This is a genomic window from Roseibium sp. FZY0029 (genome assembly GCF_036350355.1).
GTDB lineage: Bacteria > Pseudomonadota > Alphaproteobacteria > Rhizobiales > Stappiaceae > Roseibium.
Genome location: NZ_JAZDVZ010000002.1, coordinates 350,524 through 374,202 on the forward strand (window position 1 = coordinate 350,524; position 23,679 = coordinate 374,202).

General features: G+C 59.9%; 29 protein-coding genes. 20 read left to right on the forward strand and 9 right to left on the reverse strand.

From position 1 onward, the window contains the following. Window positions 1-25: 25 nt before the first annotated feature. The 3 genes from rpe (at window position 26) to V1T76_RS06140 (ending at window position 3,670) form a co-directional block, all read left to right on the forward strand. Complete coding sequence (gene rpe, locus V1T76_RS06130; protein ID WP_330559717.1) at window positions 26-697, forward strand: ribulose-phosphate 3-epimerase; 672 nt, start codon at window positions 26-28, stop codon at window positions 695-697. 153 nt (window positions 698-850) lie between these two features. Next, window positions 851-1,954, forward strand: a complete 1,104-nt coding sequence (locus tag V1T76_RS06135; RefSeq protein WP_330559718.1) for a hypothetical protein — start codon at window positions 851-853, stop codon at window positions 1,952-1,954. Window positions 1,955-2,092: 138 nt separating this feature from the next. Next, window positions 2,093-3,670 carry an APC family permease gene (locus tag V1T76_RS06140; RefSeq protein WP_330559719.1) on the forward strand — a complete coding sequence of 526 codons (1,578 nt, stop codon included), beginning with the start codon at window positions 2,093-2,095 and terminating at the stop codon, window positions 3,668-3,670. Between the two features lie 18 nt (window positions 3,671-3,688). Here V1T76_RS06140 and V1T76_RS06145 read toward each other — a convergent pair whose 3' ends face one another. Beyond that, window positions 3,689-4,171 (reverse strand): NUDIX hydrolase, encoded by a 483-nt coding sequence (locus tag V1T76_RS06145; protein WP_330559721.1) that lies wholly within the window; start codon window positions 4,169-4,171, stop codon window positions 3,689-3,691. Between the two features lie 158 nt (window positions 4,172-4,329). Between V1T76_RS06145 and purB the strand changes: the two genes are divergently transcribed. The 5 genes from purB to V1T76_RS06170 all read left to right on the forward strand — a co-directional run bounded on the left by purB (window position 4,330) and on the right by V1T76_RS06170 (window position 8,350). Next, window positions 4,330-5,658, forward strand: a complete 1,329-nt coding sequence (gene purB / locus V1T76_RS06150) for an adenylosuccinate lyase (RefSeq protein WP_330559722.1) — start codon at window positions 4,330-4,332, stop codon at window positions 5,656-5,658. A gap of 226 nt (window positions 5,659-5,884) precedes the next feature. After that, the gene (locus V1T76_RS06155; RefSeq protein WP_330559723.1) at window positions 5,885-6,286 is read left to right on the forward strand and encodes a DUF4260 domain-containing protein; all 402 of its coding nucleotides are present in this window, start codon (window positions 5,885-5,887) and stop codon (window positions 6,284-6,286) included. A 3-nt stretch (window positions 6,287-6,289) separates the two neighbouring features. Continuing rightward, complete coding sequence (locus V1T76_RS06160) at window positions 6,290-7,039, forward strand: metallophosphoesterase family protein (protein ID WP_330559724.1); 750 nt, start codon at window positions 6,290-6,292, stop codon at window positions 7,037-7,039. 113 nt (window positions 7,040-7,152) lie between these two features. Beyond that, complete coding sequence (locus V1T76_RS06165; protein WP_330559725.1) at window positions 7,153-7,632, forward strand: BA14K family protein; 480 nt, start codon at window positions 7,153-7,155, stop codon at window positions 7,630-7,632. Window positions 7,633-7,795: 163 nt separating this feature from the next. Beyond that, a complete protein-coding gene (locus V1T76_RS06170; protein WP_330559726.1) occupies window positions 7,796-8,350 on the forward strand; it encodes an RBBP9/YdeN family alpha/beta hydrolase in 555 nt (184 codons plus the stop codon). A 6-nt stretch (window positions 8,351-8,356) separates the two neighbouring features. Here V1T76_RS06170 and V1T76_RS06175 read toward each other — a convergent pair whose 3' ends face one another. The 3 genes from V1T76_RS06175 to V1T76_RS06185 all read right to left on the reverse strand — a co-directional run bounded on the left by V1T76_RS06175 (window position 8,357) and on the right by V1T76_RS06185 (window position 10,134). Continuing rightward, window positions 8,357-8,572, reverse strand: coding sequence for a hypothetical protein (locus tag V1T76_RS06175; RefSeq protein WP_330559728.1), 216 nt, complete (start codon window positions 8,570-8,572; stop codon window positions 8,357-8,359). A 187-nt stretch (window positions 8,573-8,759) separates the two neighbouring features. Further along, complete coding sequence (locus V1T76_RS06180) at window positions 8,760-9,566, reverse strand: HpcH/HpaI aldolase family protein (protein WP_330559729.1); 807 nt, start codon at window positions 9,564-9,566, stop codon at window positions 8,760-8,762. A gap of 244 nt (window positions 9,567-9,810) precedes the next feature. Further along, entirely contained in the window at window positions 9,811-10,134 is a 324-nt protein-coding gene (locus V1T76_RS06185; protein ID WP_040439292.1) for a DUF1476 domain-containing protein, read from the reverse strand. Window positions 10,135-10,441: 307 nt separating this feature from the next. Here V1T76_RS06185 and purC point away from each other — a divergent pair, with 307 nt between their 5' ends. The 6 genes from purC (at window position 10,442) to V1T76_RS06215 (ending at window position 13,311) form a co-directional block, all read left to right on the forward strand. Further along, the gene (gene purC / locus V1T76_RS06190; RefSeq protein WP_006932454.1) at window positions 10,442-11,206 is read left to right on the forward strand and encodes a phosphoribosylaminoimidazolesuccinocarboxamide synthase; all 765 of its coding nucleotides are present in this window, start codon (window positions 10,442-10,444) and stop codon (window positions 11,204-11,206) included. A 325-nt stretch (window positions 11,207-11,531) separates the two neighbouring features. Further along, the gene (locus tag V1T76_RS06195; RefSeq protein ID WP_330559731.1) at window positions 11,532-11,867 is read left to right on the forward strand and encodes a hypothetical protein; all 336 of its coding nucleotides are present in this window, start codon (window positions 11,532-11,534) and stop codon (window positions 11,865-11,867) included. 106 nt (window positions 11,868-11,973) lie between these two features. Next, window positions 11,974-12,216 carry a phosphoribosylformylglycinamidine synthase subunit PurS gene (gene purS, locus V1T76_RS06200; RefSeq protein WP_040439341.1) on the forward strand — a complete coding sequence of 81 codons (243 nt, stop codon included), beginning with the start codon at window positions 11,974-11,976 and terminating at the stop codon, window positions 12,214-12,216. 28 nt (window positions 12,217-12,244) lie between these two features. Beyond that, window positions 12,245-12,352 (forward strand): phosphoribosylformylglycinamidine synthase-associated small membrane protein, encoded by a 108-nt coding sequence (locus V1T76_RS06205; protein WP_006932457.1) that lies wholly within the window; start codon window positions 12,245-12,247, stop codon window positions 12,350-12,352. A gap of 18 nt (window positions 12,353-12,370) precedes the next feature. After that, window positions 12,371-13,036, forward strand: a complete 666-nt coding sequence (gene purQ / locus V1T76_RS06210) for a phosphoribosylformylglycinamidine synthase subunit PurQ (protein ID WP_330559732.1) — start codon at window positions 12,371-12,373, stop codon at window positions 13,034-13,036. 20 nt (window positions 13,037-13,056) lie between these two features. Next, the gene (locus tag V1T76_RS06215) at window positions 13,057-13,311 is read left to right on the forward strand and encodes a DUF2164 domain-containing protein (protein WP_330559733.1); all 255 of its coding nucleotides are present in this window, start codon (window positions 13,057-13,059) and stop codon (window positions 13,309-13,311) included. Between the two features lie 925 nt (window positions 13,312-14,236). Here the strand turns inward: V1T76_RS06215 and V1T76_RS06220 are convergent. Beyond that, a complete protein-coding gene (locus V1T76_RS06220) occupies window positions 14,237-15,037 on the reverse strand; it encodes an AraC family transcriptional regulator (protein ID WP_330559734.1) in 801 nt (266 codons plus the stop codon). Between the two features lie 107 nt (window positions 15,038-15,144). On the opposite strand from V1T76_RS06220, the gene V1T76_RS06225 reads away from it, so the two are divergent. Beyond that, window positions 15,145-15,681 (forward strand): peroxiredoxin-like family protein, encoded by a 537-nt coding sequence (locus tag V1T76_RS06225; RefSeq protein WP_330559735.1) that lies wholly within the window; start codon window positions 15,145-15,147, stop codon window positions 15,679-15,681. Window positions 15,682-15,816: 135 nt separating this feature from the next. On the opposite strand, the gene V1T76_RS06230 is transcribed toward V1T76_RS06225, so the two are convergent. Further along, window positions 15,817-16,056, reverse strand: a complete 240-nt coding sequence (locus tag V1T76_RS06230; RefSeq protein WP_330559736.1) for a DUF1127 domain-containing protein — start codon at window positions 16,054-16,056, stop codon at window positions 15,817-15,819. 102 nt (window positions 16,057-16,158) lie between these two features. Here V1T76_RS06230 and V1T76_RS06235 point away from each other — a divergent pair, with 102 nt between their 5' ends. From V1T76_RS06235 to V1T76_RS06245, 3 genes are all read left to right on the forward strand, one after another. Then, window positions 16,159-17,670: an aminotransferase-like domain-containing protein gene (locus tag V1T76_RS06235; RefSeq protein ID WP_330559737.1), complete on the forward strand. Its 1,512-nt coding sequence runs from the start codon at window positions 16,159-16,161 to the stop codon at window positions 17,668-17,670. Window positions 17,671-17,693: 23 nt separating this feature from the next. Next, window positions 17,694-18,161 (forward strand): hypothetical protein, encoded by a 468-nt coding sequence (locus tag V1T76_RS06240; protein ID WP_330559738.1) that lies wholly within the window; start codon window positions 17,694-17,696, stop codon window positions 18,159-18,161. A 102-nt stretch (window positions 18,162-18,263) separates the two neighbouring features. Then, entirely contained in the window at window positions 18,264-18,776 is a 513-nt protein-coding gene (locus V1T76_RS06245) for a hypothetical protein (protein ID WP_330559739.1), read from the forward strand. Window positions 18,777-18,786: 10 nt separating this feature from the next. On the opposite strand, the gene V1T76_RS06250 is transcribed toward V1T76_RS06245, so the two are convergent. The 3 genes from V1T76_RS06250 to V1T76_RS06260 are packed head-to-tail and all read right to left on the reverse strand — an operon-like array spanning window position 18,787 to window position 20,174. Next, the gene (locus V1T76_RS06250) at window positions 18,787-19,470 is read right to left on the reverse strand and encodes a class I SAM-dependent methyltransferase (protein WP_330559740.1); all 684 of its coding nucleotides are present in this window, start codon (window positions 19,468-19,470) and stop codon (window positions 18,787-18,789) included. After that, complete coding sequence (locus V1T76_RS06255) at window positions 19,457-19,714, reverse strand: hypothetical protein (protein ID WP_330559741.1); 258 nt, start codon at window positions 19,712-19,714, stop codon at window positions 19,457-19,459. The genes V1T76_RS06250 and V1T76_RS06255 overlap by 14 nt, the downstream gene beginning before the upstream one ends. Then, window positions 19,686-20,174, reverse strand: a complete 489-nt coding sequence (locus V1T76_RS06260) for a MarR family winged helix-turn-helix transcriptional regulator (RefSeq protein ID WP_330559742.1) — start codon at window positions 20,172-20,174, stop codon at window positions 19,686-19,688. The genes V1T76_RS06255 and V1T76_RS06260 overlap by 29 nt, the downstream gene beginning before the upstream one ends. A gap of 187 nt (window positions 20,175-20,361) precedes the next feature. Between V1T76_RS06260 and V1T76_RS06265 the strand changes: the two genes are divergently transcribed. Both V1T76_RS06265 and purL read left to right on the forward strand, forming a co-directional pair. After that, complete coding sequence (locus V1T76_RS06265) at window positions 20,362-21,327, forward strand: calcium/sodium antiporter (protein WP_330559743.1); 966 nt, start codon at window positions 20,362-20,364, stop codon at window positions 21,325-21,327. 140 nt (window positions 21,328-21,467) lie between these two features. Then, window positions 21,468-23,666 (forward strand): phosphoribosylformylglycinamidine synthase subunit PurL, encoded by a 2,199-nt coding sequence (gene purL / locus V1T76_RS06270; RefSeq protein ID WP_330559744.1) that lies wholly within the window; start codon window positions 21,468-21,470, stop codon window positions 23,664-23,666. Window positions 23,667-23,679 lie beyond the last annotated feature (13 nt).

Genomic DNA, 23,679 nt, shown 5'->3' on the forward strand with positions numbered 1-23,679 from the left:
CGTCTGGCCTGTCCGGGAGTTTGCCATGCCGCGCGACATCAAGATTGCCCCCTCCATCCTCGCCTCCGACTTTTCAAAACTCGGTCAGGAAGTCCGCGACGTGGTGGAAGCAGGAGCCGACTGGATCCATCTCGACGTCATGGACGGCCACTTCGTGCCGAACATCACCTTCGGCCCGGACGTCATCGCCAAGCTGCGCCCGCACACGGACAAGGTCTTCGACACCCACCTGATGATCGCCCCATGCGATCCTTATCTGGAAGCCTTCGCCAAGGCCGGGTCCGATATCATCACCGTTCATGCCGAGGCCGGCCCCCACCTCGACCGCTCGCTCCAGGCAATCCGCAATCTGGGCAAGAAGGCCGGCGTCTCGCTGAACCCGTCCACACCCGAAAGCGTCCTTGAATATGTTCTCGACCGGCTGGACCTCATTCTGGTGATGACGGTCAACCCCGGTTTCGGCGGCCAGAAGTTCATTCAGTCCCAGGTCGAAAAGACCCGCCGCATCCGCCAGATGATCGGCGACCGCCCGATCGATCTTGAAATCGACGGCGGCGTCACCCCCGAAACCGCCCCCCTCGTTGCTGCAGCAGGTGCCAATGTTCTGGTGGCGGGGTCCGCAGTCTTCAAGGGCGGCACGGTGGAAAGCTATGCCGGCAATATCTCGGCGATCCGGAAGGCTGCTGAAGCGGCGTAAGCGGCAGCGGCTCTACCCACGATACTAACTATAGAGTTTGGCAACCAATTGGTTATAGCCTGAAGGCCGCCATGATCGGCGACGGCTCAGGCCGCTGTTTGTTGATCTCATAATTAATTCTGCGCACCGCGCTATTCAGAGTATAGGTTCGATATGGCATCCGGATTTGCCGTCATATTCGCGATCCTTCTTTCGATTTTATTTGCCGCAAATTTGATATTTTATGCACCCTTCGTAATATCTCTGTATATAAGCTTTAGGCTTTTCAATAAAAGAAGAACATATTTTGGATCAATTGCGCTAATTGTCGGCATATCTCCAATTCTCTACTACTATTATTCGAAGAATCAACTCTACATCGAGTTTCAGAATCGAGTAGCAGAAGTCAATTCGTGGCCGCGCAAGCCAGTCAAACAAAAGGGAGACATCAAGTCTATTCGGGTTGTTTCCGGAAGGATCGACAGCGAGCTCCTGGACTTCGCAATTGTCGACACGGTTGCGGCCTATGGAAAGGTGCATCATCGCGATTGGGGCGAGCACTGCGTATCGCAGGCACACGCACAGGAAGATTTCTTCGGTGCGGTCCGGGCACGCAACGCGTTCTTCTCGTGTTCGAAAGTCGACGAAACCGGAGTCCAACCGAAATTTGACGCGGTACTCTATTCAGGAAGAACGAACATCGGCCGGCGCAGAGAATGCCAAGGACCCGAAACCGATGAGAATGTCGAATTCAGATGGAACAACGCTATCGGTGGCGGTGCCCTGATTGCCTACCACGAAGTGGCATCAAGAAAGGAATTGGTCGGTCCCTGGATTTCGCCGGACAAAAAGCAAGGCCTCTACCTCTCCAAATGCGTAGTAGACAAACCCGAAACGCCCTTTGACGGCTTGGCCTTTGTGACCAATGCCATGGGCTATCACGTGCTGGATGACTACCCGCAATATGCGGTGAGCGCCGACGCCTTGAAGGCGCTGCGGATCCTCAGCGCCGAAAAAAACAACAGGACGAAAGAGGCCGTTATGCTACTTGGCCAATGGCCCTCTACACCCGAGTTCTCGCATTTCATTCGAACGGAACTCCGGGACGACAAGTGGACCTACCAAGTCCTTTCGCGCATGACCTCCGGAAATCAACAGTTTGAGTTGCTACCGTACTTGAAAAGCCATGCAGCGGATTTTCTGGCGATCTGCCCAGAAACATTGGACAACTCGGCATATTGCGAGGTTTTCGCCAAGAAACTTGAAAATAAGATTTGAGGGGCAATTTCAGGTTCAACGCGGCATTGGTTCTCTAAGGATTGTGCTCAACGAAACACATCCAGCCTTCCAGTTGAGACCTTCCCTCGGCTAAGCTGCCTTACGAAGGCAACTCCGGGGGGATTCGTCTTGGCGCATATGCAACGCAGTATCGGTCTGCTGAGCCTCACATTTGTGGCGATCAGCGGAATTCTCGGATCTGGCTGGCTGTTCGCGCCCTTGATGGCTGCGCAAGCTGCCGGGCCGTCATCACTCATCGCCTGGATGATCGGCGGCTTCGCGATGCTGCTTCTTGCCGCCACCTTCGCCGAGATCGCGGCGATCCTGCCGGTTGCAGGGGGCATCGGCCGTGTGCCGCATTTCTCCCACGGGTCGGTCGTCTCCATGACAATGGGCTGGACGGCCTGGGTTGGCTACAACACCACCGCCACCATCGAGGTGGAGGCAGTACTGCGCTATTCCAAGAGCCTTGCCCCCTGGCTTTACGGGTCAGACGGACTGCTCAGCCCTGCCGGTCTGGCGGTTGCCTGCGTCCTGCTGGCGGTCTTCACGGTACTCAATGCCTTTGGCGTCCGCTTCTTCGCCCATCTCAACACGGCGCTCACCTGGGTCAAGATCCTTGTTCCGGCCGGACTGGCCGCCGTTATCCTCACGTCCGAGTTCCGATACGCCAATTTCAGTGAATACGGCGGCTTTGCCCCCGAAGGGCTGAAGGGCATCCTGTCGGCGATCTCAACCGGCGGCGTGATCTTCGCCCTGATCGGTTTCCGCCACGTGATCGATATGGCCGGGGAAGCCCGCAATCCGAAGGTGAACGTGCCGCTGGCGCTGGTGATCAGCCTGGTCGTCTGCCTGCTGATCTACGGCGGCCTGCAGCTCGCCTTCCTGGGCGCCCTTGATCAGTCACAGCTCAAGCAAGGCTGGGCGGCGCTCAGCTTCCCGGGCGAGCTGGGCCCCATGGCGGCCCTTGCGACCGCCGTCGGCGCACTCTGGATCGTCAGCATTCTGGACAGCAGTGCCCGCATCTCCAGCTTTGCCTCGGCGCTTGTGTCCGTCGGCTCGAACGCCCGCCTCGGCCTTGCCATGGCCCAGAACGGTCTCTTTCCGAAGTTCATGGAAACGCTTTCGGCGCGCGGCGTGCCGCTGTTCGCTTTGCTGATCAACTTCGTTGTCTCGGCTCTGTTCTTCTTCATTCTGCCATTCAACGAAGTGCTCGCCCTCAACACGTCATCCATCGTGTTGTCTTTCGTCGTCGGCCCTGTCGCCGTGCTGGCCTTCCGCCAGCTGATGGCCGACGCCCCGCGCGCCTTCGTGCTGCCGGCCGCGCCTGTCACCGGGTGTCTTGCCTTCGTCGTCGCCAGCCTGATCATCTACTGGAGCGGCTGGGACACCATGCTGCATCTGGGCGTCTGCCTGCTCATCGGTTTCCTGCTGATGATCTACCGCAACAGCAGAGGCGGCTTCGACAGCCTGGACTGGCGCGAAGCGGCCTGGCTTGCTCCCTATCTTGCAGGTCTTGTGCTCATTTCCTGGCTTGGATCCTTCGGCGGCGGTGCGGGCTACCTGCCGGTCGGACCGGATATCGCCGTGGTTTCTGCCCTGGCAGTCGCGGTCTACATCCTGGCGGTGCGTCTGCGCCTTCGCCAGGACAAGTTCGATCTCTACATGGCCGAGGAAAAGGCAGACGAGCAGATGGAATACGGCGATACGCCGTGACGGCTTTCAGAAGCCGGACTAGCTGAACCGGCGGCCCGGAACGGTTTTCCCGGCCTGCCCCGGCAATCTGTCCTTCAGTCCCGTGGGATAGAGTTCAAGCCCCTTGGCGGCCAGTTCATCCAGCGTGATCCAGCGAGCTGTTCCGGTGGTGTCGTCATTCACCTCGTAAATGATCGTATCCGTCCGGTAATAGCTGTTGTCGGTGAAATGGGCATGGCACAGGAAAACCACCTCATGTCCCGGGACGCCGTGATGATCGTAAATGTTCTCCATCACGATAAAATCGTCGAGCAGGATGATCCTTGCGCCCAGCTCTTCCAGGAACTCGCGCTGAAGCGTGTCGCGCCAGGGCTCGCCGAATTCCACCGTGCCGCCCAGCGGCCGCATTCCGGTGACACGTCCCGTGTCGTCGCAGACATCTGACAGTAGCAACGCGTCGTCCTGCCAGATCAAGGCAAGCGCCTTCACCGAAATCGTGTTAGCCGGCCGCCAGATCGTCATCCGTGTGTCCTCAAAGACAGTCGCATCGTCTACGTGTGCACCGTAAAATTCACATTCAGGCACCGTGCTGCAAGCAAAAACCGCCTCTCCTCATTGAAGGGGCAGCGCCCCTCTGCTATTCCGCAGCCAGAATTTCCAAATATGAGGTCCATTCGCCGATGATCCCGCGCTATTCCCGCCCCGATATGGTTGCCATCTGGTCGCCGGAATCGAAGTTCCGTATCTGGTTCGAGATCGAGGCGCATGCCTGCGACGCTCTGGCCGAACGCGGTGTGATCCCGAAGGAAGCGGCCAAGACCATCTGGGAAAAGGGCGGCAATGCCACGTTCGACATCGACCGTATCGACGAGATCGAGCGCGAGACCAAGCACGACGTCATCGCCTTCCTGACCCATCTGGCGGAAATCGTCGGCCCGGACGCCCGTTTCGTGCACCAGGGCATGACCTCATCCGACGTCCTCGACACCTGCTTCAACGTGCAGCTCGTCAAAGCGACCGACATGTTGCTGGCCGACATGGACGCCCTGCTGGCCGCGATCAAGCGCCGGGCGATGGAGCACAAGGACACCGTCTGCATCGGCCGGTCCCACGGCATCCATGCCGAACCGGTGACCTTCGGCCTGAAGATGGCCGAAGCCTATGCCGAGTTTGACCGCTGCAAGAAGCGCCTGCTGGCCGCGAGAGAGGAAATCGCCACCTGCGCCATTTCCGGTGCAGTCGGCACCTTCGCCAACATTGACCCGGCCGTGGAAGAACATGTCGCCAAGGCCATGGGCCTGCAGGCCGAGCCAGTCTCAACCCAGGTGATCCCGCGTGACCGTCACGCCATGTATTTCGCGACCCTCGGCGTGATCGCCTCGTCCATCGAGCGCCTGGCAACCGAAATCCGGCACCTGCAGCGCACCGAAGTTCTGGAAGCGGAAGAATTCTTCTCCAAGGGCCAGAAGGGCTCGTCGGCCATGCCGCACAAGCGCAACCCGGTCCTGACCGAAAACCTGACCGGTCTCGCCCGTATCGTGCGCGGCTTCTCCATTCCCGCAATGGAAAACGTGGCTCTGTGGCACGAGCGCGATATTTCCCATTCCTCCGTCGAGCGCATGATCGGCCCGGACGCAACCATCACCCTCGATTTTGCACTGGCGCGTCTGACCGGTGTCATCGACAAGCTGCTGGTCTATCCGGAGCGCATGATCGGCAACATGGACCGTCTCGGCGGTCTCGTGCACTCCCAGCGCATCCTGCTTGCCCTCACCCAGGCCGGTTCCTCACGCGAGGACGCCTACCGCCTGGTTCAGCGCAATGCCATGAAGGTATGGGACAGCTACCAGGTGGCAGGCGCTGCCTCCGTCGACTTCCTGACCGAGCTTCTGAACGACGAGGATGTCCGCAAGTATCTGTCCGAAGAAGAAATCCGTGACCGCTTCGATCTTGGCTATCACACCAAGAATGTCGATGTGATCTTCGAACGGGTGTTCGGCAAGGCGTAAGCCGCCACTTTATCCTGGTGGGTTCGTCATCCTGGACGCAGCGAAGCGAAGATCCGGGATCGGAGAGCCAAGGCATAACCGACATTGGCAGAGCCACGGCAAAACCTGTGGCTCTCCGGTCTTGGCTCGCACTTCGTTTGGCCGGGATGACATCAGAAGGCAAATACGAAGTCAGCGTGGGCCGGAGGTATTCGCCTCCCTTTCCTCTTGAGTCGGGAGATTGGACATGTCCGGCGAAAAATCCCTTGTTGTCTGGCAGCGCATCGAAGCGCTTTTCATCCTGATTGCTTCGCTGGTCCTCTATTTCTGGACAGGGGCGCCTTGGCTGACGTTTGTCATCCTCATTCTGGTGCCTGACCTGTCGATGCTGGGCTATTTCGCCAATCCAAGGATCGGCGCCCTGATCTACAATCTCTTTCACACCTACATCGGCCCTGCGCTTCTGATGGGGCTCGGGGTGATCCTCACCGATAATGATCTCGATCCCTACGCCTTCTGGGATTTTGCCCCGATTGCGATCATCTGGACGGCTCACATTGCGTTCGACCGGGTTCTGGGCTACGGCCTGAAGAGCCCGAAAGGGTTCAAGATCACCCACCTTGGCCGGATCGGCCGACAGGATAGCTGAACCATGAAAATCGCCGTCGTTTCGGACATTCACGGCAATGTCCTGGCTCTTGAGGCCGTGCTGGCAGACCTGAAGCTGGAAGCACCGGACGTGATCGTCAATCTGGGCGATTGTGTTTCCGGCCCACTCTGGCCGGAGGAAACCGCCGCCATTCTGCGCGAGACCGCCTGGCCGACCGTGCGCGGCAATCACGATCGCTTCGTCCTGGACCACCCGATCGACAAGCTGGGTCCGACCGACGTCTTCGCCGCGGAGCGTCTTTCCCAGGCTAGCCGCGACTGGCTGGCAACCAGCCAGCCGACCATCCGTCTGACCGACGAGATTTTTCTGTGCCATGGCACGCCGGACAATGACGACCGCTACCTGACCGAAAAGGTGGAGGGACCCAAAGGACACCTGCCGGACGAACAAACCTTGCTGGATGAGCTGAAAGGCGAAACGGCGCCTGTCGTCTGCTGCGGTCATACGCACATTCCAAGGGTCATCCGGTTGCAGAAAACCGGGCAGGTGCTGCTCAATCCCGGCAGCGTCGGCCTTCCGTCCTACGAAGACGACCACCCGCACCGGCATGTCATGGAAGCCGGAAGTCCGCACGCCCGCTATGCCCTGATGACCAACAATCACGGCGCCTGGAACTTTCAGGAAAAGATCCTGACCTATGACTGGGATGCCGCCTCAGCCGAAGCGGAAAAGAACGGGCGACCGGGCTGGGCGCGCGCGCTCAAACACGGGTTTTACGGCCCACTTTCCTGATCAAGCGCCTGTCACATTTGAGGGCGCGGGAGAGTTTGGCGGAACAAAAGCCGGACGATCGACGTTTTATCTCCATGATGATGATGGAGTAAGTCATGCCGATCTGGAAATCCGTGTTAAGTCATGTTGCCATCGGCGGTCTCGCGGTGGGTCTGGCTCTGCCTGCAGTTGCCGCACCGCTGCCTCTGCATAAGCCCGCACCGGTGAGGGATCAGATGCAAACGGAGGCGCCGGTCAACGTTCTTAAAATCGACCACAGGCGCGGACACAATCCGCACCGCGGTTATAACAAGCACAACGGCCGGCACTATTACAACGGACACCGGGGATATCGGAAATACCGCCAGGGTTATCGCCGCTATAACGGTTGGTGGTTCCCGCCCGCTGCCTTTGGCTTCGGTATCGGCGTTGCCCCCGCGCCCCGCTACGTGGCCCCACCCCGCTACGCAGCGCCGCCGCGGTACGGCCGAGGGTACAGCCCTGCCCACTATCAATGGTGCGACCACCGCTACAGGTCCTACCGCGCCGTGGACAACAGTTTCCAGCCCTACCATGGCCCGCGCCGTGCATGCGTCTCGCCCTATGGGCCGTGACTGCAACTGACACTCGTCAAACAAAGAGCCGGTCCCCTGGGCCGGCTCTTTTGCATTCCCTTCAATCACCACCCCCGCCCCCTTGCCTGACGCGATTGACAAGCGCACGGAAAAACTGCGAGACAGCGGCACATCTTCGACAGCCACGCAAAAGGTGTAGCCCGTGAAAATTTCAGACACCGATATTCTGCTTGTTCCCGGCTACGGCAAGACCTTGCCGGGCCATTGGATGCTGCGATGGCGCGACAAGATGGCGAACGCCCGTGTGGTCAAACAGGCCGAATTGCACAGTCCGAGCAAGAAGGAATGGCTGGAAACGCTTGTCGAGGCAGTCGATGCCGCCGAGCGGCCCGTCGTGCTTGTCGCCCATTCGCTTGGTTGCATCCTGGTTGCCCATGGCGCTCATGCGCTGAAGGGAAAGATCGTCGGCGCCTATCTGGTCGCTCCGTCCGATTGGGACCGCGAGGGACTGGTGGCCGAATTCGACGGCGGTGATTTCAAGCCCATTCCGGAGCACCCGTTGCCGTTCCCGGCGCATCTTGTTGCCAGCCGGGACGATCCCTATTGCGACTACGCGCGTGCCGAGCACTTTGCCAAGGTCTGGGGCACCACTTTCCAGGATGCCGGGGCGGCAGGCCACATCAACCTGGAAAGCGGCCACGGCCCCTGGCCGGAAGGCATGATGTCCTTCGCGCACTTCATGAAAAAGCTGGGCTGATTTTGGTCAGGTCCGCGCGGAGGCGGCATCCATCATAGCGCCGATCCGTGTCGCAACCCAGTAACTGACTGGTGCGGCAAGCGCGGCCCCTGCCGCCGCGCCGCCAATCAGCAGCAGCGCATTGAAATCGCCGACGCCGTAAAAAGAAAGCGGAACGAGAGCACCAAGTCCGGCAAGTGTCGGACCGATGACGATGAAAAGGATCAATGCCAGTTTCCACATGAGGGTCTCCCATCGGGAAAGCGGCGGTTCTCCGTCCTGAGCAGCACCATTGGCAAGAGTTGGTTATTGAACATAACCACCTTGCCGACGGAAGCTCAGAACCGTCGCGGTTTCGATACTTCAATACTTGCGCAATATCGAAACTTTCAGCATTGACGCAGGTCAAGCGTCCCCACGAAAAGGAAAATCAATATCTGGCAGCTGGTCCTTTGGCCTGCTCCGACAGCCAGGCGACTTCCTTGAGGGCCGCCCTGGCGGAATGATCGAGAAAAAGCGTGTCGACGCCATGAGACATCAGCCGGAAGCCCTGATGATAGGCCTCCTCGACCTTGTCGGCGTTCAGGCAGAATATCCCGGCAAGTTTGCCAGCCGCTAGCGCCCTTTCCGCAATCTCGCCGGCGACTTCCCCTGTATGCGCCCCGTTCGGATCAAGGGAAGCACCCTTCGACAATGTCAGGGAAAGATCGCTCGGGCCGACGAACACGCCGTCGAGACAATCGACACTCAGGATCTCGTCCAATGCATCGATGGCATCCTGGGTTTCGATCATGGCAAAGGCGAGCGTCTGGGCGTTGGCATTTTCAAGGTACTCGTCCCGCGTCTGGCCGCTCAGCATGGTTGCGCGGAACGGCGACCAGCTTCGCTCGCCGATCGGCGGATACTTGACGGCGCGCGCAAAGGTTTCCGCATCCCGGAAGGAATTGATCATCGGCGCGATGATGCAATCTGCGCCCATATCGATCAGCCGGCCCGCAAGCGCGTTGTCGCCCACGGGAATGCGGACGATGCGGTGGGCCCCGGCCAGGGCAATGACGGCCATTGCCTCGCAAGCGGAGGCAAAATCATACATGCCATGCTGAAGATCAAGCGTCACCGCCTCGTAACCCGAGCGCGCCAACATCTCCGGAACCATGGGGGCAGACAATTGCGACCAGCCGGTAATGACGGCTTTTCCGGAACGCAGCTTGTCGGCGAGAAAGGCATTTTCTGACACGGGACGTCTCCTCCGTAAGTGGAGGTATCAAATCCGTCTGCCGACCCAACCGCAAGCGCTCTTTTTGCAAATCCACGCGCTTGGTTGACGCAAAGGAAGAGAGCAATTTTCCTGCTTGCAGCCGAAAGCGGACTGCCTCAGATGCAAGGTCTGCCGCAAGTCTTGGTCGAAGCCCGGCCTGACAACGCAAAACGCCCGCCGTTTCCGGCGGGCGTTTGAAGCGAAAAACAAAGGAAAGCTGCGATCAGCCTTCTTTCTGCAACTGGTCGATTGCCGTGTGCATCAGTTCGTCCATGGTGCGGCGAATCTGATGATCTGACTGCTCGACGTTGTTTGCGTCGAAATCTTCGCGAAGCTTGCGGAACACGTCTTCCTCGCCCGGCTCTTCGAAATCGGCCCGGACGACTTCCTTGGCGTATTCGTCGGCCTTTTCGCCTTCAAAGCCCAGAAGACCGGCTGCCCACAACCCCAGCAACTTGTTGCGGCGTGCGGTTGCCTTGAACCGCAGCTCCTCGTCATGCACGAACTTGTTTTCAAACCCCTGCTCGCGCTTGTCGAATGTGCTCATACTCATCGTCTCCTGAACTGCGCTTATGCATTTCCCCCCATATGGGGCTGATTTGGTCTCTTGCATATCCCCGCATGGCGATCAAATCAACGCAGTACGTACATGCATGCGTCAAAAGCATAACCGGCCTGCGCACTCTCTGGAAACATAAGATTGTACTTTTGCCCGGCTTCGGTTAAGTTCCGCGCCGCAAAACAGGGCCAGCTGCCTTTAAGCATCGGCCGGTTGACGGACCTCGTCCCGGTGGATTTTCAGACAAGGTAAGCATGTCCCGTCAAAGGTTTCTCTAAAAGACACGGTATAGCCAATGAACCGCCGCCGGCGCATTTACGAAGGTAAGGGCAAGATCCTTTACGAAGGTCCGGAACCGGGAACCCTGGTTCAGCACTTCAAGGACGACGCGACTGCCTTCAACAACAAGAAACACGAGATTGTTGACGGCAAAGGCGTGCTCAACAACCGGATTTCCGAATATATCTTCAACCATCTGAATGCCATCGGCATCCCGACTCACTTCATTCGCCGCCTCAACATGCGCGAACAGTTGATCCGGGAAGTCGAGATCATTCCGCTGGAGGTGGTCGTGCGCAACGTTGCCGCCGGTTCCATCGCCACCCGTCTGGGCCTGGAAGAAGGCACGCAGCTGCCGCGTTCCATCATCGAATTCTACTACAAGAACGATGAGCTCAACGATCCGATGGTTGCCGAAGAACACATCACCGCGTTCGGTTGGGCCACCCCGCAGGAACTCGACGACATGATGGCGCTCGCCATCCGCGTCAACGATTTCCTGTGCGGCCTGTTCCTGGGCGTCGGCATCCGCCTTGTCGATTTCAAGATCGAATGCGGCCGTCTGTTCGAAGGCGACATGATGCGCATCGTCGTCGCCGACGAGATTTCCCCGGACAGCTGCCGTCTCTGGGACATCGAGACCAACGACAAGATGGACAAGGACCGCTTCCGCCGCGACATGGGCGGCATGCTGGAAGCCTACCAGGAAGTTGCCAAGCGGCTGGGGATCATGATCACCAGCGAACGCCCTGCAGGTTCCGGACCGACCCTGGTCAAGTAAGACCCGCTGCTGATGCAGTATTGACACAGGCCGGAGCAATCGCCGCAAACGGCCCTTACGTCAATATTGCAACCAACGGTATTGCCAACTATGACGCCTCCTTGTTCAACAAGGGGGCGTCATGTCTTTTAGATTTTCTCCCATTTTCAAGGCCGTATCGATTGCACTTCTGTGCGGTTTTCTTGCAGCCTGTCAAACCACGGGCCTGAAGCCCGGCAGCATTTCCTCCAGCTTTGCACCCAAAGGTTGGGCCAGCAAGCAAAGCAGCAACAAGACCGTCTATGTTTGCCTTCCATCCAGGTGCAAGTCGCCTGAAGTTGTCGTAGTGGGACCGATCAAGGTCGAAGGCGATGTCGAAACGGCCATCCGGCAAAACCTGCTTTCTGCCGAATTGATGAATGCCGTCGGCAACATCGCCAATGTGGCCTCAAAGGGCCAGGTGCGCTTCAAGACCAATCGCCGTGTCGTCACAAAAACCTATTCCGGCTTCGACATGACTGCCCGGTACCGGACGGACAAGGGCAACGTATATGTCTCTGCGCGCATCATCGTTCAAAACGACCGCGGCAGCGCCGTTGCTTCCTTTGCGACATCAAGCTCCAGGGCAAACGCAAATCTGAGCCGCTTCCTGAAGCAGACGACGATCAGGCGGGTGCCGTAATTCGCAGGTTTTCTGCACACAGGCCTTTCGCAAATGGGGCTCCTCGTGTATGGGGAGCCCCAAAGTCATTCAACTGCAGAATCTGCAGTCTGCTGCGGAGATCCCAATCATGAAAGCACGTGTGATCGTCACCCTGAAAAACGGTGTTCTCGATCCTCAGGGAAAAGCCATCGAAGGCGCGCTCGGCGGCCTCGGCTTCGGCGACGTCGGCTCCGTTCGTCAGGGCAAGGTGTTCGATGTCGAACTGACCGGTACCGACAAGGCAGCCGCCAAGGCTGAACTGGAGCAGATGTGCGAAAAGCTGCTCGCCAACACCGTCATCGAGAACTACGCGATCGAGATCGCCTGACCGAGACTTCGACACCGGGGCACCGCCGATGGATGACGATACCCGCAAGGCTCTGATCTTCATGGCCACCAAAGCGGCGATATTCATTCTGGTGCCCGCCATCGCGGCTCTGATAGCCGTACTTGTTCTGCTCTGAACCGACTGGATTGCCCACATGAAAACCGCAGTCATCGTTTTCCCCGGCTCCAACCGCGACCGCGACATGTTCCATGCCCTGGAACTGATCACCGGCACCAGGCCGCAGAGCGTCTGGCACACGGAAAGCACCTTGCCGGATGTGGATCTTGTGGTTGTTCCCGGCGGCTTTTCCTATGGCGACTACCTGCGCTCCGGTGCAATTGCGGCCCGCTCCCCGATCCTCAAGGACCTCGTGGCAAAGGCCGACAGCGGCGTTGCTGTGCTGGGTGTCTGCAACGGCTTCCAGATCCTGACCGAGGCGGGCCTGCTGCCGGGCGCCCTGATGCGCAACGCCGGGCTGACCTTCGTCTGCCGCGAAGTCCTGATGGAAACGGTCAACACCGCGACGAGGTTCTCCTCGAAATTCGAAAAGGGCCAGGTCTGGCGCTGCCCGGTGGCCCATCACGACGGCAACTACTTTGCCGACGCCGACACGCTGAAGCAGATCGAGGACAACGGCCAGGTCGTCTTCCGCTATGCGGGCGGCACCAATCCGAACGGCTCCCTCAACGACATTGCCGGCATCATGAATGCCAAGGGCAACGTGCTCGGCATGATGCCGCATCCGGAAAACCTCATCGAACCGATCAACGGCGGTCTCGACGGTCGCCTGCTGTTTGAAAGCCTGCTGGAAGCAGCCTGAAAACCATTCGGGAGGCGGGCATGACGGACCTGACACTCGACAAAGACGCCAGAACCCGCCTCGCCTCCGAGATCAAGCACTATCTCGAAACAGATCTGGATATCGACATCGGCAACATGGACGCCGAATTGCTGATCGATTTCCTGACATCGTCTCTGGGGGCCAGGTTCTACAACCTCGGCCTCAAGGACGCGCAGGCACTGCTCGCCCGCAAGGTCGACGATATCAACGACGAACTCTACGCCCTGGAAAAACCGGTTCAGGATCGCGGCTAAGCTGCACGGCATGTAGCGGCGCGTATGCTCCATCGCAGCTCACGTTTGCTCGCCTCTCGCGACCAAAAACCGAACTTTCCCCTTGTTATCCCCGCGCAGGCGGGGTTCCAGTAACTCGTGGCCCCAGCCGCTTTGCCCCGTCCCATCAGATCTGGTGTGTACTGGATCCCGGTCTTGACGCGCCGCGCCAAACAGGGATGACAACTGGCTTCGAATAGACGCAGTAGACTGCAGGGCCATTCACAACATGCAGCGCTCAGCGGAGACAGCGCTCCCGCACGCCCTCACGAACCCAAACCGCCCCTCTCCTTGTCATCCCCGCGAAGGCGGGGATCCAGTAACCGGCGGTCTCGGCCGCTTCGCATCATCCCGTCAGCTTCGGCGGATACTGGATCCCGGTCCTGGTGCTGCGCACCAAACCGGGATGACAAACAGGCTTGGGGAAGACGCCGGAACCTGACCATCGCTGAGCTAACGCAGTGCCCTCACGCGCTTCAGACAGCCAGCCCCTCAGGAGCCCAACCCTCCCCCTCCTTGTCATCCCCGCGAAGGCGGGGATCCAGTAACCGGCTGCCTCGGCCGCTTCGTGTAACCCCGACAGCTCCGGCGGCTACTGGATCCCGGTCCTGGTGCTGCGCACCAAACCGGGATGACAAGCGGGCTTGGGGAAGACGCAGTAGCGCGCACCGCCACTCAGCGAATGCAGCCCCCTAGCGCTCCAATCAACCAGCCCCTCACGAACCCAAACCTCCCCTCTCCTTGTCATCCCCGCGAAGGCGGGGATCCAGTAACCGGCTGCCTCGGCCGCTTCGCTTCTCCACGTCAGCTCAGGCGGCTACTGGATCCCGGTCCTGGTGCTGTGCACTAAACCGGGATAACAAAAACGGGGGCTTGTGAGGCTACGGAAGCTCAGCGAAGAGACGGTTCAGGCAGCCTGGCTGCGCTTTTGTTTGGGGGAGTAGCCGAAGCGGCGGGAGAAGGCTCGGGAGAAGGCGGCGGGGCTTGCGAAGCCGCAGAGGCTGGCGACAGCCTTGACCTGTCTGCCGGTTTCCAGCTCGGAGCGGGCAATGTCGAGACGCCAGTTGGAGAGATAGCCCATGGGCGTGGTGCCGACGAGTTCCTTGAAGGTCACCGCGAACTGCGTGCGCGACATGCCGGCCGTTTCGGCCAGCTTTTCCAAGGTCCAGGGCTCTCCGGGCACCTCATGGATCGCCACCAGGGCAGCTGCGATCCGTGGGTTGGCCAGACCGTTCAGAAGGCCCGTGTCGGCCTTGCCCTCCTCCATGGCGTGACGCAGAAGCCGGATCACGACGACTTCGCATAACCGCTGGAATGCGGCCTGTCCGCCACACCTGGGCATGGTGGCTTCCTCGATCAGCGGCGTCACCACGGCGGCGAGATAGGGGTCTTCCACCATCCGCACGGAAATGCAGTCTGGCAAGGCGCTGACGAGTTGACGGCCGACACCGGAGATCGTGATCCGGGCGGCAACAAGCGGCGCCTCGTCGCTGGCGGGCTCCATGCCGCAAAGCGTTCCCTTTCCATCCCGCACAGGACAAAAGACCAGCCTCAGCCCTCTCACCGGGCTGTCGTAGATCCTCAGATTGGAATCGCTGCCGTCCGCGTCCGCGGTCAATGAGATGTCCACCTGCACGCGCAGCCGGTCGATGAGCGAAGACAGCCGGTCCAGTCTGCCATTGAAGGACGTTCGATAGGGGACCGGCATTTCCGTACTCCTGAGCATTTTTTATGAATGTTTATGGCGCTTTCGTTCACTACCTTACAGCTATTCGCAGGGAAATGGAAAGCCTTGCCCAGCCAAATGAGGAAAACATGCTTGTTCCACGCCAACCTGTTCCCGGCCTGACGGTCGAGACACTGACCTCCGGATCCTTCGATCTGTCCAAGGATAATGCCGATTTCGCAACGCTTGTCGTTTTCTACCGGGGTCTGCATTGCCCGATCTGCGCAACCTATCTGAAAGAACTCGGCCGCCTCACCGCCGATTTCGCGGCAAAGGGCGTCAAGACCATCGCGATTTCGTCGGATGATAAGGAGCGCGCAGAAAAAATGGCGGAAAAAGTCGGCCATCCGGATCTGCGTTTCGGCTACGGCCTGCCGCTCACTGTTGCCAGAGAATGGGGGCTTTACGTTTCCACCAGCCGAGGCACCACGTCCATCGGCATCGACGAGCCGGCGCTGTTTTCAGAACCTGGCGTCTTTCTGGTGAAATCGGACGGCACGCTGTACTTCGCCTCCGTCCAGACCATGCCTTTCGTGCGCCCGCACTTCCAGGAAATGGTCGGTGCGCTCGATTTCGTTCAGAAGAACGACTATCCTGCACGCGGTGAATATACCGGCGCAGTCTGACGGTGCCTTAAAACAGATCTGAAAGCAGATCTCAAAACAAGGATGCCGGACACGGGCTGCATCGTGTCCGGCATCAACAAAGACTTGCCAGGGGAAGCAGGTCCTTGTTCGGGGGGATCAGCAGCGATCTCCGCATCAATGCCTGCCCTTGCGCCGGCTCTCGGTATCCCAGAAGGGGCGCATCGCCTCGTCAAGCGCAGCTTCGCGGGTCAGTCCGAGGTCCTCAAGGGCCGCGTCTGACAGTTCCAGAAGTTGCAGGCGGGTCCGGCGTCTCACAAACCATTCCTTCAGATACCTGAAAGCCGTTCGGGCGAGACCGCCAGGGATCCGGAGCCGCGATATCGGGCGCCCGGATATTGTTTCGATTGAACTCATTTGAGTTGTCTCCAGGGTGACAATTACATCAATTGGACGCATTGTAGCGCTACAATCATATGAATTGACTCCGATTGGGATGCAATATATTAAATTGTCACCATGACAAATTGGCACCCAGAGATTCCCGAGGGCCAGGGCCCGCTCTATATCCGTCTGGCGGATCGCATCGCAGAGGATATCGCCACCGGCGCGCTGTCAGCCGGCTCCAAACTGCCGCCGCAGCGCGACCTCGCCTACGACCTGGGCGTCACCGTTGGCACCATCGGCCGCGCCTATGCGCTGATCCGCCAGCGCGGTCTTGTCAGTGGGGAAGTCGGCCGCGGCACGTTCGTTCTCGGAAGCACCTCCGATCCAGCGCTGGAAGAAGACACCAAGCCCGATCTCGACCGGCCCATCCATCACACCAACGGCTCCGCACAGCAGCATGCATCCGCGTCTTCCTGGACCCAGAGTGCCATGCATGTGCCGAAGGACGTCGCCTTTGGTGGTACCCGGGTCATGGTACCCTCCCCTGAGGCAATCCGTTTCGACAGCACCTCTGCGCCCGAGATCGGTCAGGCTGCCGTTATCGGACGGCTGACAGCCGAAATCACCCGTGACGCGCCCTACGAAATTGCCAGTTACACCCGCTCCGTGCCCGACAGCTGGCGCCAGGCGGGGCGTATCTGGCTGTCCCGCGCAGGATGGCAACCGCCGGAAGGCAGCATCGTGCCGACAACAGGCGCGCAGGCAGCGATCATGGCAATCATCGCGGCAACGACTGCCCCTGGCGATCAGGTCGCCTTTGAGGAGCTGACCTACAGTTCGATTGCCCGCGGCGCGGCCCTCTCCGGCAGGCGGCCAGTTCAGATTGCGCGCGATGACGAAGGCCCCCTGCCTGAAGATCTCGCCCGGGTCTGCGCTCAGAAGCACCCGAAGGTGCTGTTCGTGATGCCGACCATGCATAACCCGACCCTCGGCATGATGGGCGAACAGCGCCGCGCGGACCTTGTGACCATCGCCCGCCAGTACAATCTCTGGATCATCGAGGACGAGGTCTACGGGTCCTTGCGCGAAACCTCGCCGCCCCCGCTCGCCGCACTGGCGCCCGAGCGCACGTTTCACGTCGGTTCGCTGTCGAAATCCGTCACCGCAGGCGTGCGCGGCGGCTGGGTTTCCAGCCCGTTGTCTCACGCACAGCGGATCTACACCGCCCACAAGATGCTGACCGGCGGCATATCCTTTCTCCTGTCGGAACTGTCCACCCGGCTGGTTCTGTCCGGCGCCGCGGACGAAATCCGCGAGAAAATTCTTGCCGAAATCTCCACCCGCATCGAACTGGTGCAGAAGTCTCTCGGCGCTTACGACATGTGCGCTGCCGCAGATGCCCCTTTCCTGTGGCTCAAGGTGCCTGAACCCTGGCTCTCCGGCACTTTCAAGGCAGCCGCTGCTGCCGCCAATGTGCTGGTCGACGATGAGGACGAGTTCAAGACCGGCCGGTCCGGCAAGGTCTATCACCGCGTGCGCATCGGCATCACCAACCCAATGACCCGGGCAGAAACCGCCAAGGGCCTGCTGATCCTGCAAAATTTGCTGGAAGACAGCGGAGCCTGCTACGACAGTTTCGAATAGCGATCATTTGAAGGCAGAAAAATATGCCGGAAACCAGCTTGCCCTTCGTCATCCTTCCGGTTTTCGTCGTCGGTTTCACCCTGTTCTGGTCGCTGATTGTCTTCGTGATTGCCCATACCGGTGGCTGGGCCGGACTGGCGAACGCCTATCCCGGCACTAAAAAGCCGGAAGGCCGAAGCTGGAACTGGCGAAGCATCAGGTTCGGGCTCTTCGGCAACTACCGCAACGCCGTGGACGTATCCTTGTCCGACGCTGGCCTCTACATGCGCCCGATCTTTCCCTTCAGGATCGGCCACAAGCCGATCCTCATACCCTGGAAAGCCATTTCGGACGCCAACCGGCACGACCTGTGGTTTGCGCCGACACTCACGCTTGACGTACCTCTGACCGGCAGCGGCAAGGAGAGACGGGTGTCCTTCTACGGCGCAGAATTTGTCGAGGCGATCGAGGACTGCCTGAGACGCAACGGCAACGCTCTCGACCGGCGATAACCACAACTGACTGCCGGCCTGGCAGCGCTTGAAACCGGACCACCTTTTTGTTGTCCCGCACCCGCTCTGGTGCCAATGTGAGCTGGTGACTTGGAGGGTGCAATGACAGGGTCTGTGCCGTTGTGGGTGAAGCTGGCTGGCGTGGCGGCGGCGGTTTATTGCATCGCCGTCTTCGGCACCCTTTACCGCTACAACCAGTCCATTCTGGAAAATGTCAGCTTTGCCGAAATCACCGGTGGCGGTTTCATCTACAATTACCGCATCGCCGATATCCGGGCTGGCATCACGGTTGGTCTCGTCAAGCCGCTCCCGCTTGGAACCCGGCTCGTTGCCGAATTCGAAAACCCTCAGGGAGGCAAGATCGAGATCGAGAAGGCCGTTTCCCATGCCAGGCGCAACTACAGCTTTGAAACGCCGTCCCTGAGAGATGTCGAAGCCGACCGCACCTATACCGCCGTTCTTCACGTTTTCGATGCCAAGACGGGCCAGGAGATCGAGCATCACGAAAAGGGTCTGAAGAGCGGCGTCGCGCCAAAGGCCATGCCCACCAAGGCGCTGACGATCGGTCCCGGCTACCACATCAACCCGGAGATCCAACCGGCACCGAAGGGCTAAAGATAAAACCTCAGCCGGAGCACTTCGCCGCACCGGCTTTTTGCTGTGCCTCAAGGCTGCCGAGAGCGCAGAAGGCCGGCATGGCACCGAAGACCTTCTCTCTGACGTCCACATCCTGAAATCCGGCGGTGCAAAGGTCCTCCGCAAACTGGCTGATCCAGACCCTGCCCTCGGCCGCCGAGGCACATTGGCCGCGAGGCTGGTAGGTGGTGGCAATAATCCCGCCAGGCTTGAGGCGGCGCCGCACCTCTTCCAGAAACGCCGTCCGCTCCTCGACGAATTGCAGCACGTTGCAACTGAAAACCGCATCGAACCTGCGTCCCTCGGGCAAGGAGGACACCTCTCCTTGCCACAGATCCAGCCGATCCGCCTTGAGAGCCGCTGCATGGCGACGGGCGCTTCTTGCGATCATCAGCGCGGAATGATCGACACCGGTCACACGGCTGTGTGGCACTTTTTCCAGAACAGCGCCAATGCCACTGCCCGGTCCACAGCCGATTTCGAGAACCTCAGCCCCCGGCGCCAGTTCCATCAAATCGACGGTCCAATGGTTTCTCGCAATGTTTGAGGCTCGGTTGGCCATGATCCAGCCGGCAAGCGCTCCCAGAAGGCCGTGCGGGCGCCGGAACTGACCAGCGATCACCGCTTGCAGACCGGAAGCCCCGTCCCGCCGATTGACCTCAGTCGCGTCCATGGTCCTGCCCAAGGCGAAATGCGGTCCCGGCGGCATAGCCGATCCCCACCAGAGCCAGCAGTCCGGCAATCGCATCGCTGAAGCGCAGCGGAGGTGCCTGGAACAGCTCAACGGCCGTTGTCGACCAGAACCAGATAATCGCAACCGCGCTTGCCAGAAAAGCAAGGAAGAATTTCAGGAACATATGCCCCTTCATGCGCACTGCCGCGCCTTCCTCACTCCCTGTCTTCAAGAGTTTCTGCATAATTTTCACTCCTCACATCGTTCAGCCGGGTTCGAAACGTCTGCAGGGTTCGGCAGGTCTCCTGCAGATGGGTGTCCGTCCAGGTCTCGGCGATTTCCAAAAGAAGCGCCTGCTCCTCGGCTCGAATTTCCGCAAACACAGCCCGGCCACGCTCCGTCAAGGCGATCAACACCGAACGCTTGTGATCAGGATTTGGTCGGCTTTCGACCAGACCCAATACGTCCAACCGGTCGACAAGGGCCTGGATCGATTGCCGTGTCATCGACTTGGCCGACGCCATCTTCGGAACCGGGCTCGGGCCCTCCTCGGCGAGATACTCCAGGATTGCCCGAAGGGACGCGGTCAGGCCGCGTGCTTCCAGCATCCTGTCGGAAAGCCCCGCCATGGCGCGGAACGTTTTGCGGACCTCCAGGATCAGATCGCGCAAGGCAGCAGCCCCTGCCTGTTTTTCATCGGACATGACACAATCCATATTGACAGTCTAGCTGTCATATAATGTTCGACAGTCTAACTGTCAATATGCTTGTCCGTCTGTTTCCGCGTCGTGGGCGGACAGCAACTATTTTTGTGGTTTACCCAGGCGCAGCCATTGTGCCGTGCATGACCAACACCCATTTGCGGAAAACCTCCTCGACTGGATCCGCATCATGACATTTCTGCAGATTGCGCTCGGCCTCGTGCTTCTTGTTGCCGGCGGCGACGTGCTGGTGCGCGGATCTGTTGGCCTTGCCAAGCGCTTCGGGCTGTCGGAACTCCTGATCGGCCTCGTACTGGTCGGCTTCGGCACCTCGACGCCGGAACTGATGACCAGCGTTCTGGCGGCACTCAACGGCTCTTCCGGCATTGCCGTCGGCAACGTGGCAGGCTCCAACATTGCCAACATTCTGCTCATTCTGGGTCTGACAGCCGTGATCTGTCCCTTGCGGGTGGAACCCGCCGCACTGATGCGCGATGGACCGGCCAACCTGCTGGCGGCTCTTGCCTTTACCGGCCTTGCGATAACCGGCTTTATCGGGCGCGAAGCGGGGGTGGCGCTGGTGCTGGTGCTGGCGGCCTATCTCGTCCTCACCTACCGGATGGAAAAGGGCACGCACACGCCCTCGGCCGAGTTGCACAGGGGTGAAGTCCAGCTGGTGGCTCCGCCCACCCGGACAACCGGCCTGCTGCTCAGTCTGGTTATGGCATTCGGCGGGCTCGTGATGATCCTCGGCGGCGCACATTTTCTGGTGGCAGGCGCCACCCGTCTGGCGCAGGCGGCAGGCATCAGCGATGCCGTCATCGGCGTCACCATTGTTGCCGTCGGCACGTCGCTGCCGGAACTGGTAACGTCCGTCATTGCCGCCCTGAAGCGGCAGACGGATATCGCCCTTGGCAACATCCTGGGATCGAACCTTTTCAACATTCTCGGCATTCTGGGTGTGACCGCGCTGGTCTCGCCCTTGCAGGTGCCGCAGGAAATCATGCAGCTAGACATCTGGGTGCTGCTGGGTGCAACGGCGATTCTCCTGGTCTTTTCCATGAGCGGATGGCGGATTTGCCGGCGCGAAGGGGCAATCATGCTGCTCGCTTACGGGGCCTACACCACCGTAGTCCTGACAAAGGCCCTTGGATGAGGCCAATTTATCGGATTTTCTTGGCACTCCGAGGCTCCCCATTTCGCGGACAATCTGCTAAACGGCGGCATCATCGTCTGCCCGTGCTGTCGCGGCCCCACCCATTGGCCAAAAACACTGGCCAAAAACAGTGAAACGTCATGATCCCGAACGACATCAAGATCACGCCCGACCTGATTGCTTCCCACGGCCTGAAGCCGGATGAGTATGAACGCATCCTGGAACTGATCGGCCGCGAGCCGACCTTCACCGAACTGGGCATCTTTTCCGCCATGTGGAACGAGCACTGCTCGTATAAATCCTCCAAGAAATGGCTGAAGACCTTGCCGACCGAGGGACCGCGCGTGCTGCAGGGCCCGGGTGAAAACGCCGGCGTGGTCGATATCGGCGACGGCCAGGCCGTGGTCTTCAAGATGGAGAGCCACAACCACCCGTCCTACATCGAGCCCTACCAGGGCGCGGCGACCGGTGTCGGCGGCATTCTGCGCGATGTCTTCACCATGGGCGCACGTCCTGTGGCAGCCATGAACGCCCTGCGCTTCGGCGAACCCGATCATCCGCGCACCCGGCACCTCGTTTCCGGCGTCGTTTCAGGTGTTGGCGGCTACGGCAACTCCTTCGGCGTTCCGACGGTCGGCGGCGAAGTCGAGTTCCACGCCCGCTACAACGGCAACTGCCTGGTCAATGCGTTTGCGGCAGGCCTTGCGAAATCTGATGCCATCTTCCTGGCGAAGGCCGAAGGCGTCGGCCTGCCGGTCGTCTATCTGGGCGCCAAGACAGGCCGCGACGGTGTCGGCGGCGCGACCATGGCCTCCGCGGAATTCGATGACACGATCGAGGAAAAGCGCCCCACCGTTCAGGTCGGCGATCCTTTCACCGAAAAATGCCTGCTCGAAGCCTGCCTTGAGCTGATGGAGACCGGCGCGGTCATCGCCATTCAGGACATGGGCGCTGCCGGCCTCACCTGTTCGGCCGTTGAAATGGGCGCCAGTGGCGACCTCGGCATCGAGCTGGATCTGGACAAGGTTCCGGTTCGTGAAGACCAGATGAGCGCCTACGAGATGATGCTTTCGGAAAGCCAGGAGCGCATGCTCATGGTGCTGCGTCCGGAAAAGGAACACGAAGCCGAAGCCATCTTCAAGAAATGGGGCCTCGACTTCGCCATCGTCGGCAAGACCACCGACACGCTGCGCTTCATCGTCAAGCACCAGGGCGAAGTGGTTGCCGATCTGCCGATCAAGGAACTCGGCGACGAAGCTCCCGAATATGACCGTCCCTGGGTCGAGCCGAAGAAGCGTCCCGTTCTGTCGGCCTCCGAAATCGAGGAACCGGCGGATTATGCCGAAGCCCTCAAGACGCTGGTCGGCAACGCCAACGGCTCGTCCCGCCGCTGGGTCTATGAACAATACGACACGCTTATCCAGGGCAACTCGGCCGCAACGCCGGGCGGTGATGCCGGTGTCATTCGCGTGGAAGGCACGCGCAAGGGTCTGTCCTTCTCCGTCGACGTGACCCCGCGCTACTGCGAGGCAGATCCGTTCGAAGGCGGCAAGCAGGCCGTTGCCGAAGTATGGCGCAACCTGACCGCTGTCGGATCCGAGCCGCTGGCGGCGACCGACAACCTGAACTTCGGCAACCCGGAAAAGCCGGAAATCATGGGCCAGTTCGTCGGCTGCATCAAAGGCATTGGCGAAGCCTGCCGCGAACTCGACTTCCCGATCGTTTCCGGCAACGTCTCGCTCTACAACGAGACCCATGGCGAAGCGATCCTGCCGACCCCGGCCATTGGCGGCGTCGGCCTGCTGCCGGACGTCACTGTGCGCGCGGGCGCAGCCTTCGTGAACGAAGGCGACGCGATCCTGCTCATCGGTGGCAACGGCACCCATCTGGGCGCTTCCCAGTATCTCGCCGACATTCTCGGCCGTGAGGAAGGCGCACCGCCGCCGGTTGACCTGGCCGCCGAAAAGCGCCGTGGCACGCTGGTTCGCCAGTTGATCGGCGCGGCCCGTGTGACGGCCGTACACGACATTTCCTCAGGTGGCCTGGGTGTCGCGCTCGCCGAAATGGCGATGGCGAGCGGCATTGGCGCCAAGGTCAAGATTGATGGGCCGGCCCATGCTGCGCTCTTCGGCGAAGATCAAGGCCGGTATGTCGTTACTGTTGCAGAGGACAAGCTGGAAGCCGTTCTGGAAGACATTCTGGACGGCGGAGTCGATGTTCAACAAATCGGCACCACCGGAGGCACGGATTTGACTGTTGAGGGCATCCTCACCATATCCGTTGCAAACTTGAAGAAAGCGCACGAAGATTGGTTCCCGAATTACATGGCAACGGCATAAGCCGTTTGACCTT

What these genes read in the sequence shown, in the direction of transcription:
- V1T76_RS06185 (WP_040439292.1), bottom strand. Translation starts at nt 10,134, where the DNA reads ATGAGCACATTCGACAAGCGCGAGCAGGGGTTTGAAAACAAGTTCGTG.
- V1T76_RS06245 (WP_330559739.1), top strand. Translation starts at nt 18,264, where the DNA reads ATGACAGGGTCTGTGCCGTTGTGGGTGAAGCTGGCTGGCGTGGCGGCG.
- purL (WP_330559744.1), top strand. Translation starts at nt 21,468, where the DNA reads ATGATCCCGAACGACATCAAGATCACGCCCGACCTGATTGCTTCCCAC.
- V1T76_RS06230 (WP_330559736.1), bottom strand. Translation starts at nt 16,056, where the DNA reads ATGAGTTCAATCGAAACAATATCCGGGCGCCCGATATCGCGGCTCCGG.
- V1T76_RS06240 (WP_330559738.1), top strand. Translation starts at nt 17,694, where the DNA reads ATGCCGGAAACCAGCTTGCCCTTCGTCATCCTTCCGGTTTTCGTCGTC.
- V1T76_RS06145 (WP_330559721.1), bottom strand. Translation starts at nt 4,171, where the DNA reads ATGACGATCTGGCGGCCGGCTAACACGATTTCGGTGAAGGCGCTTGCC.
- V1T76_RS06255 (WP_330559741.1), bottom strand. Translation starts at nt 19,714, where the DNA reads ATGCAGAAACTCTTGAAGACAGGGAGTGAGGAAGGCGCGGCAGTGCGC.
- V1T76_RS06140 (WP_330559719.1), top strand. Translation starts at nt 2,093, where the DNA reads ATGCAACGCAGTATCGGTCTGCTGAGCCTCACATTTGTGGCGATCAGC.
- V1T76_RS06225 (WP_330559735.1), top strand. Translation starts at nt 15,145, where the DNA reads ATGCTTGTTCCACGCCAACCTGTTCCCGGCCTGACGGTCGAGACACTG.
- V1T76_RS06265 (WP_330559743.1), top strand. Translation starts at nt 20,362, where the DNA reads ATGACATTTCTGCAGATTGCGCTCGGCCTCGTGCTTCTTGTTGCCGGC.
- V1T76_RS06250 (WP_330559740.1), bottom strand. Translation starts at nt 19,470, where the DNA reads ATGGACGCGACTGAGGTCAATCGGCGGGACGGGGCTTCCGGTCTGCAA.
- V1T76_RS06160 (WP_330559724.1), top strand. Translation starts at nt 6,290, where the DNA reads ATGAAAATCGCCGTCGTTTCGGACATTCACGGCAATGTCCTGGCTCTT.
- V1T76_RS06175 (WP_330559728.1), bottom strand. Translation starts at nt 8,572, where the DNA reads ATGTGGAAACTGGCATTGATCCTTTTCATCGTCATCGGTCCGACACTT.
- purQ (WP_330559732.1), top strand. Translation starts at nt 12,371, where the DNA reads ATGAAAACCGCAGTCATCGTTTTCCCCGGCTCCAACCGCGACCGCGAC.
- V1T76_RS06135 (WP_330559718.1), top strand. Translation starts at nt 851, where the DNA reads ATGGCATCCGGATTTGCCGTCATATTCGCGATCCTTCTTTCGATTTTA.
- V1T76_RS06220 (WP_330559734.1), bottom strand. Translation starts at nt 15,037, where the DNA reads ATGCCGGTCCCCTATCGAACGTCCTTCAATGGCAGACTGGACCGGCTG.
- V1T76_RS06205 (WP_006932457.1), top strand. Translation starts at nt 12,245, where the DNA reads ATGGATGACGATACCCGCAAGGCTCTGATCTTCATGGCCACCAAAGCG.
- V1T76_RS06235 (WP_330559737.1), top strand. Translation starts at nt 16,159, where the DNA reads ATGACAAATTGGCACCCAGAGATTCCCGAGGGCCAGGGCCCGCTCTAT.
- rpe (WP_330559717.1), top strand. Translation starts at nt 26, where the DNA reads ATGCCGCGCGACATCAAGATTGCCCCCTCCATCCTCGCCTCCGACTTT.
- V1T76_RS06155 (WP_330559723.1), top strand. Translation starts at nt 5,885, where the DNA reads ATGTCCGGCGAAAAATCCCTTGTTGTCTGGCAGCGCATCGAAGCGCTT.
- purB (WP_330559722.1), top strand. Translation starts at nt 4,330, where the DNA reads ATGATCCCGCGCTATTCCCGCCCCGATATGGTTGCCATCTGGTCGCCG.
- purC (WP_006932454.1), top strand. Translation starts at nt 10,442, where the DNA reads ATGAACCGCCGCCGGCGCATTTACGAAGGTAAGGGCAAGATCCTTTAC.
- V1T76_RS06215 (WP_330559733.1), top strand. Translation starts at nt 13,057, where the DNA reads ATGACGGACCTGACACTCGACAAAGACGCCAGAACCCGCCTCGCCTCC.
- V1T76_RS06260 (WP_330559742.1), bottom strand. Translation starts at nt 20,174, where the DNA reads ATGTCCGATGAAAAACAGGCAGGGGCTGCTGCCTTGCGCGATCTGATC.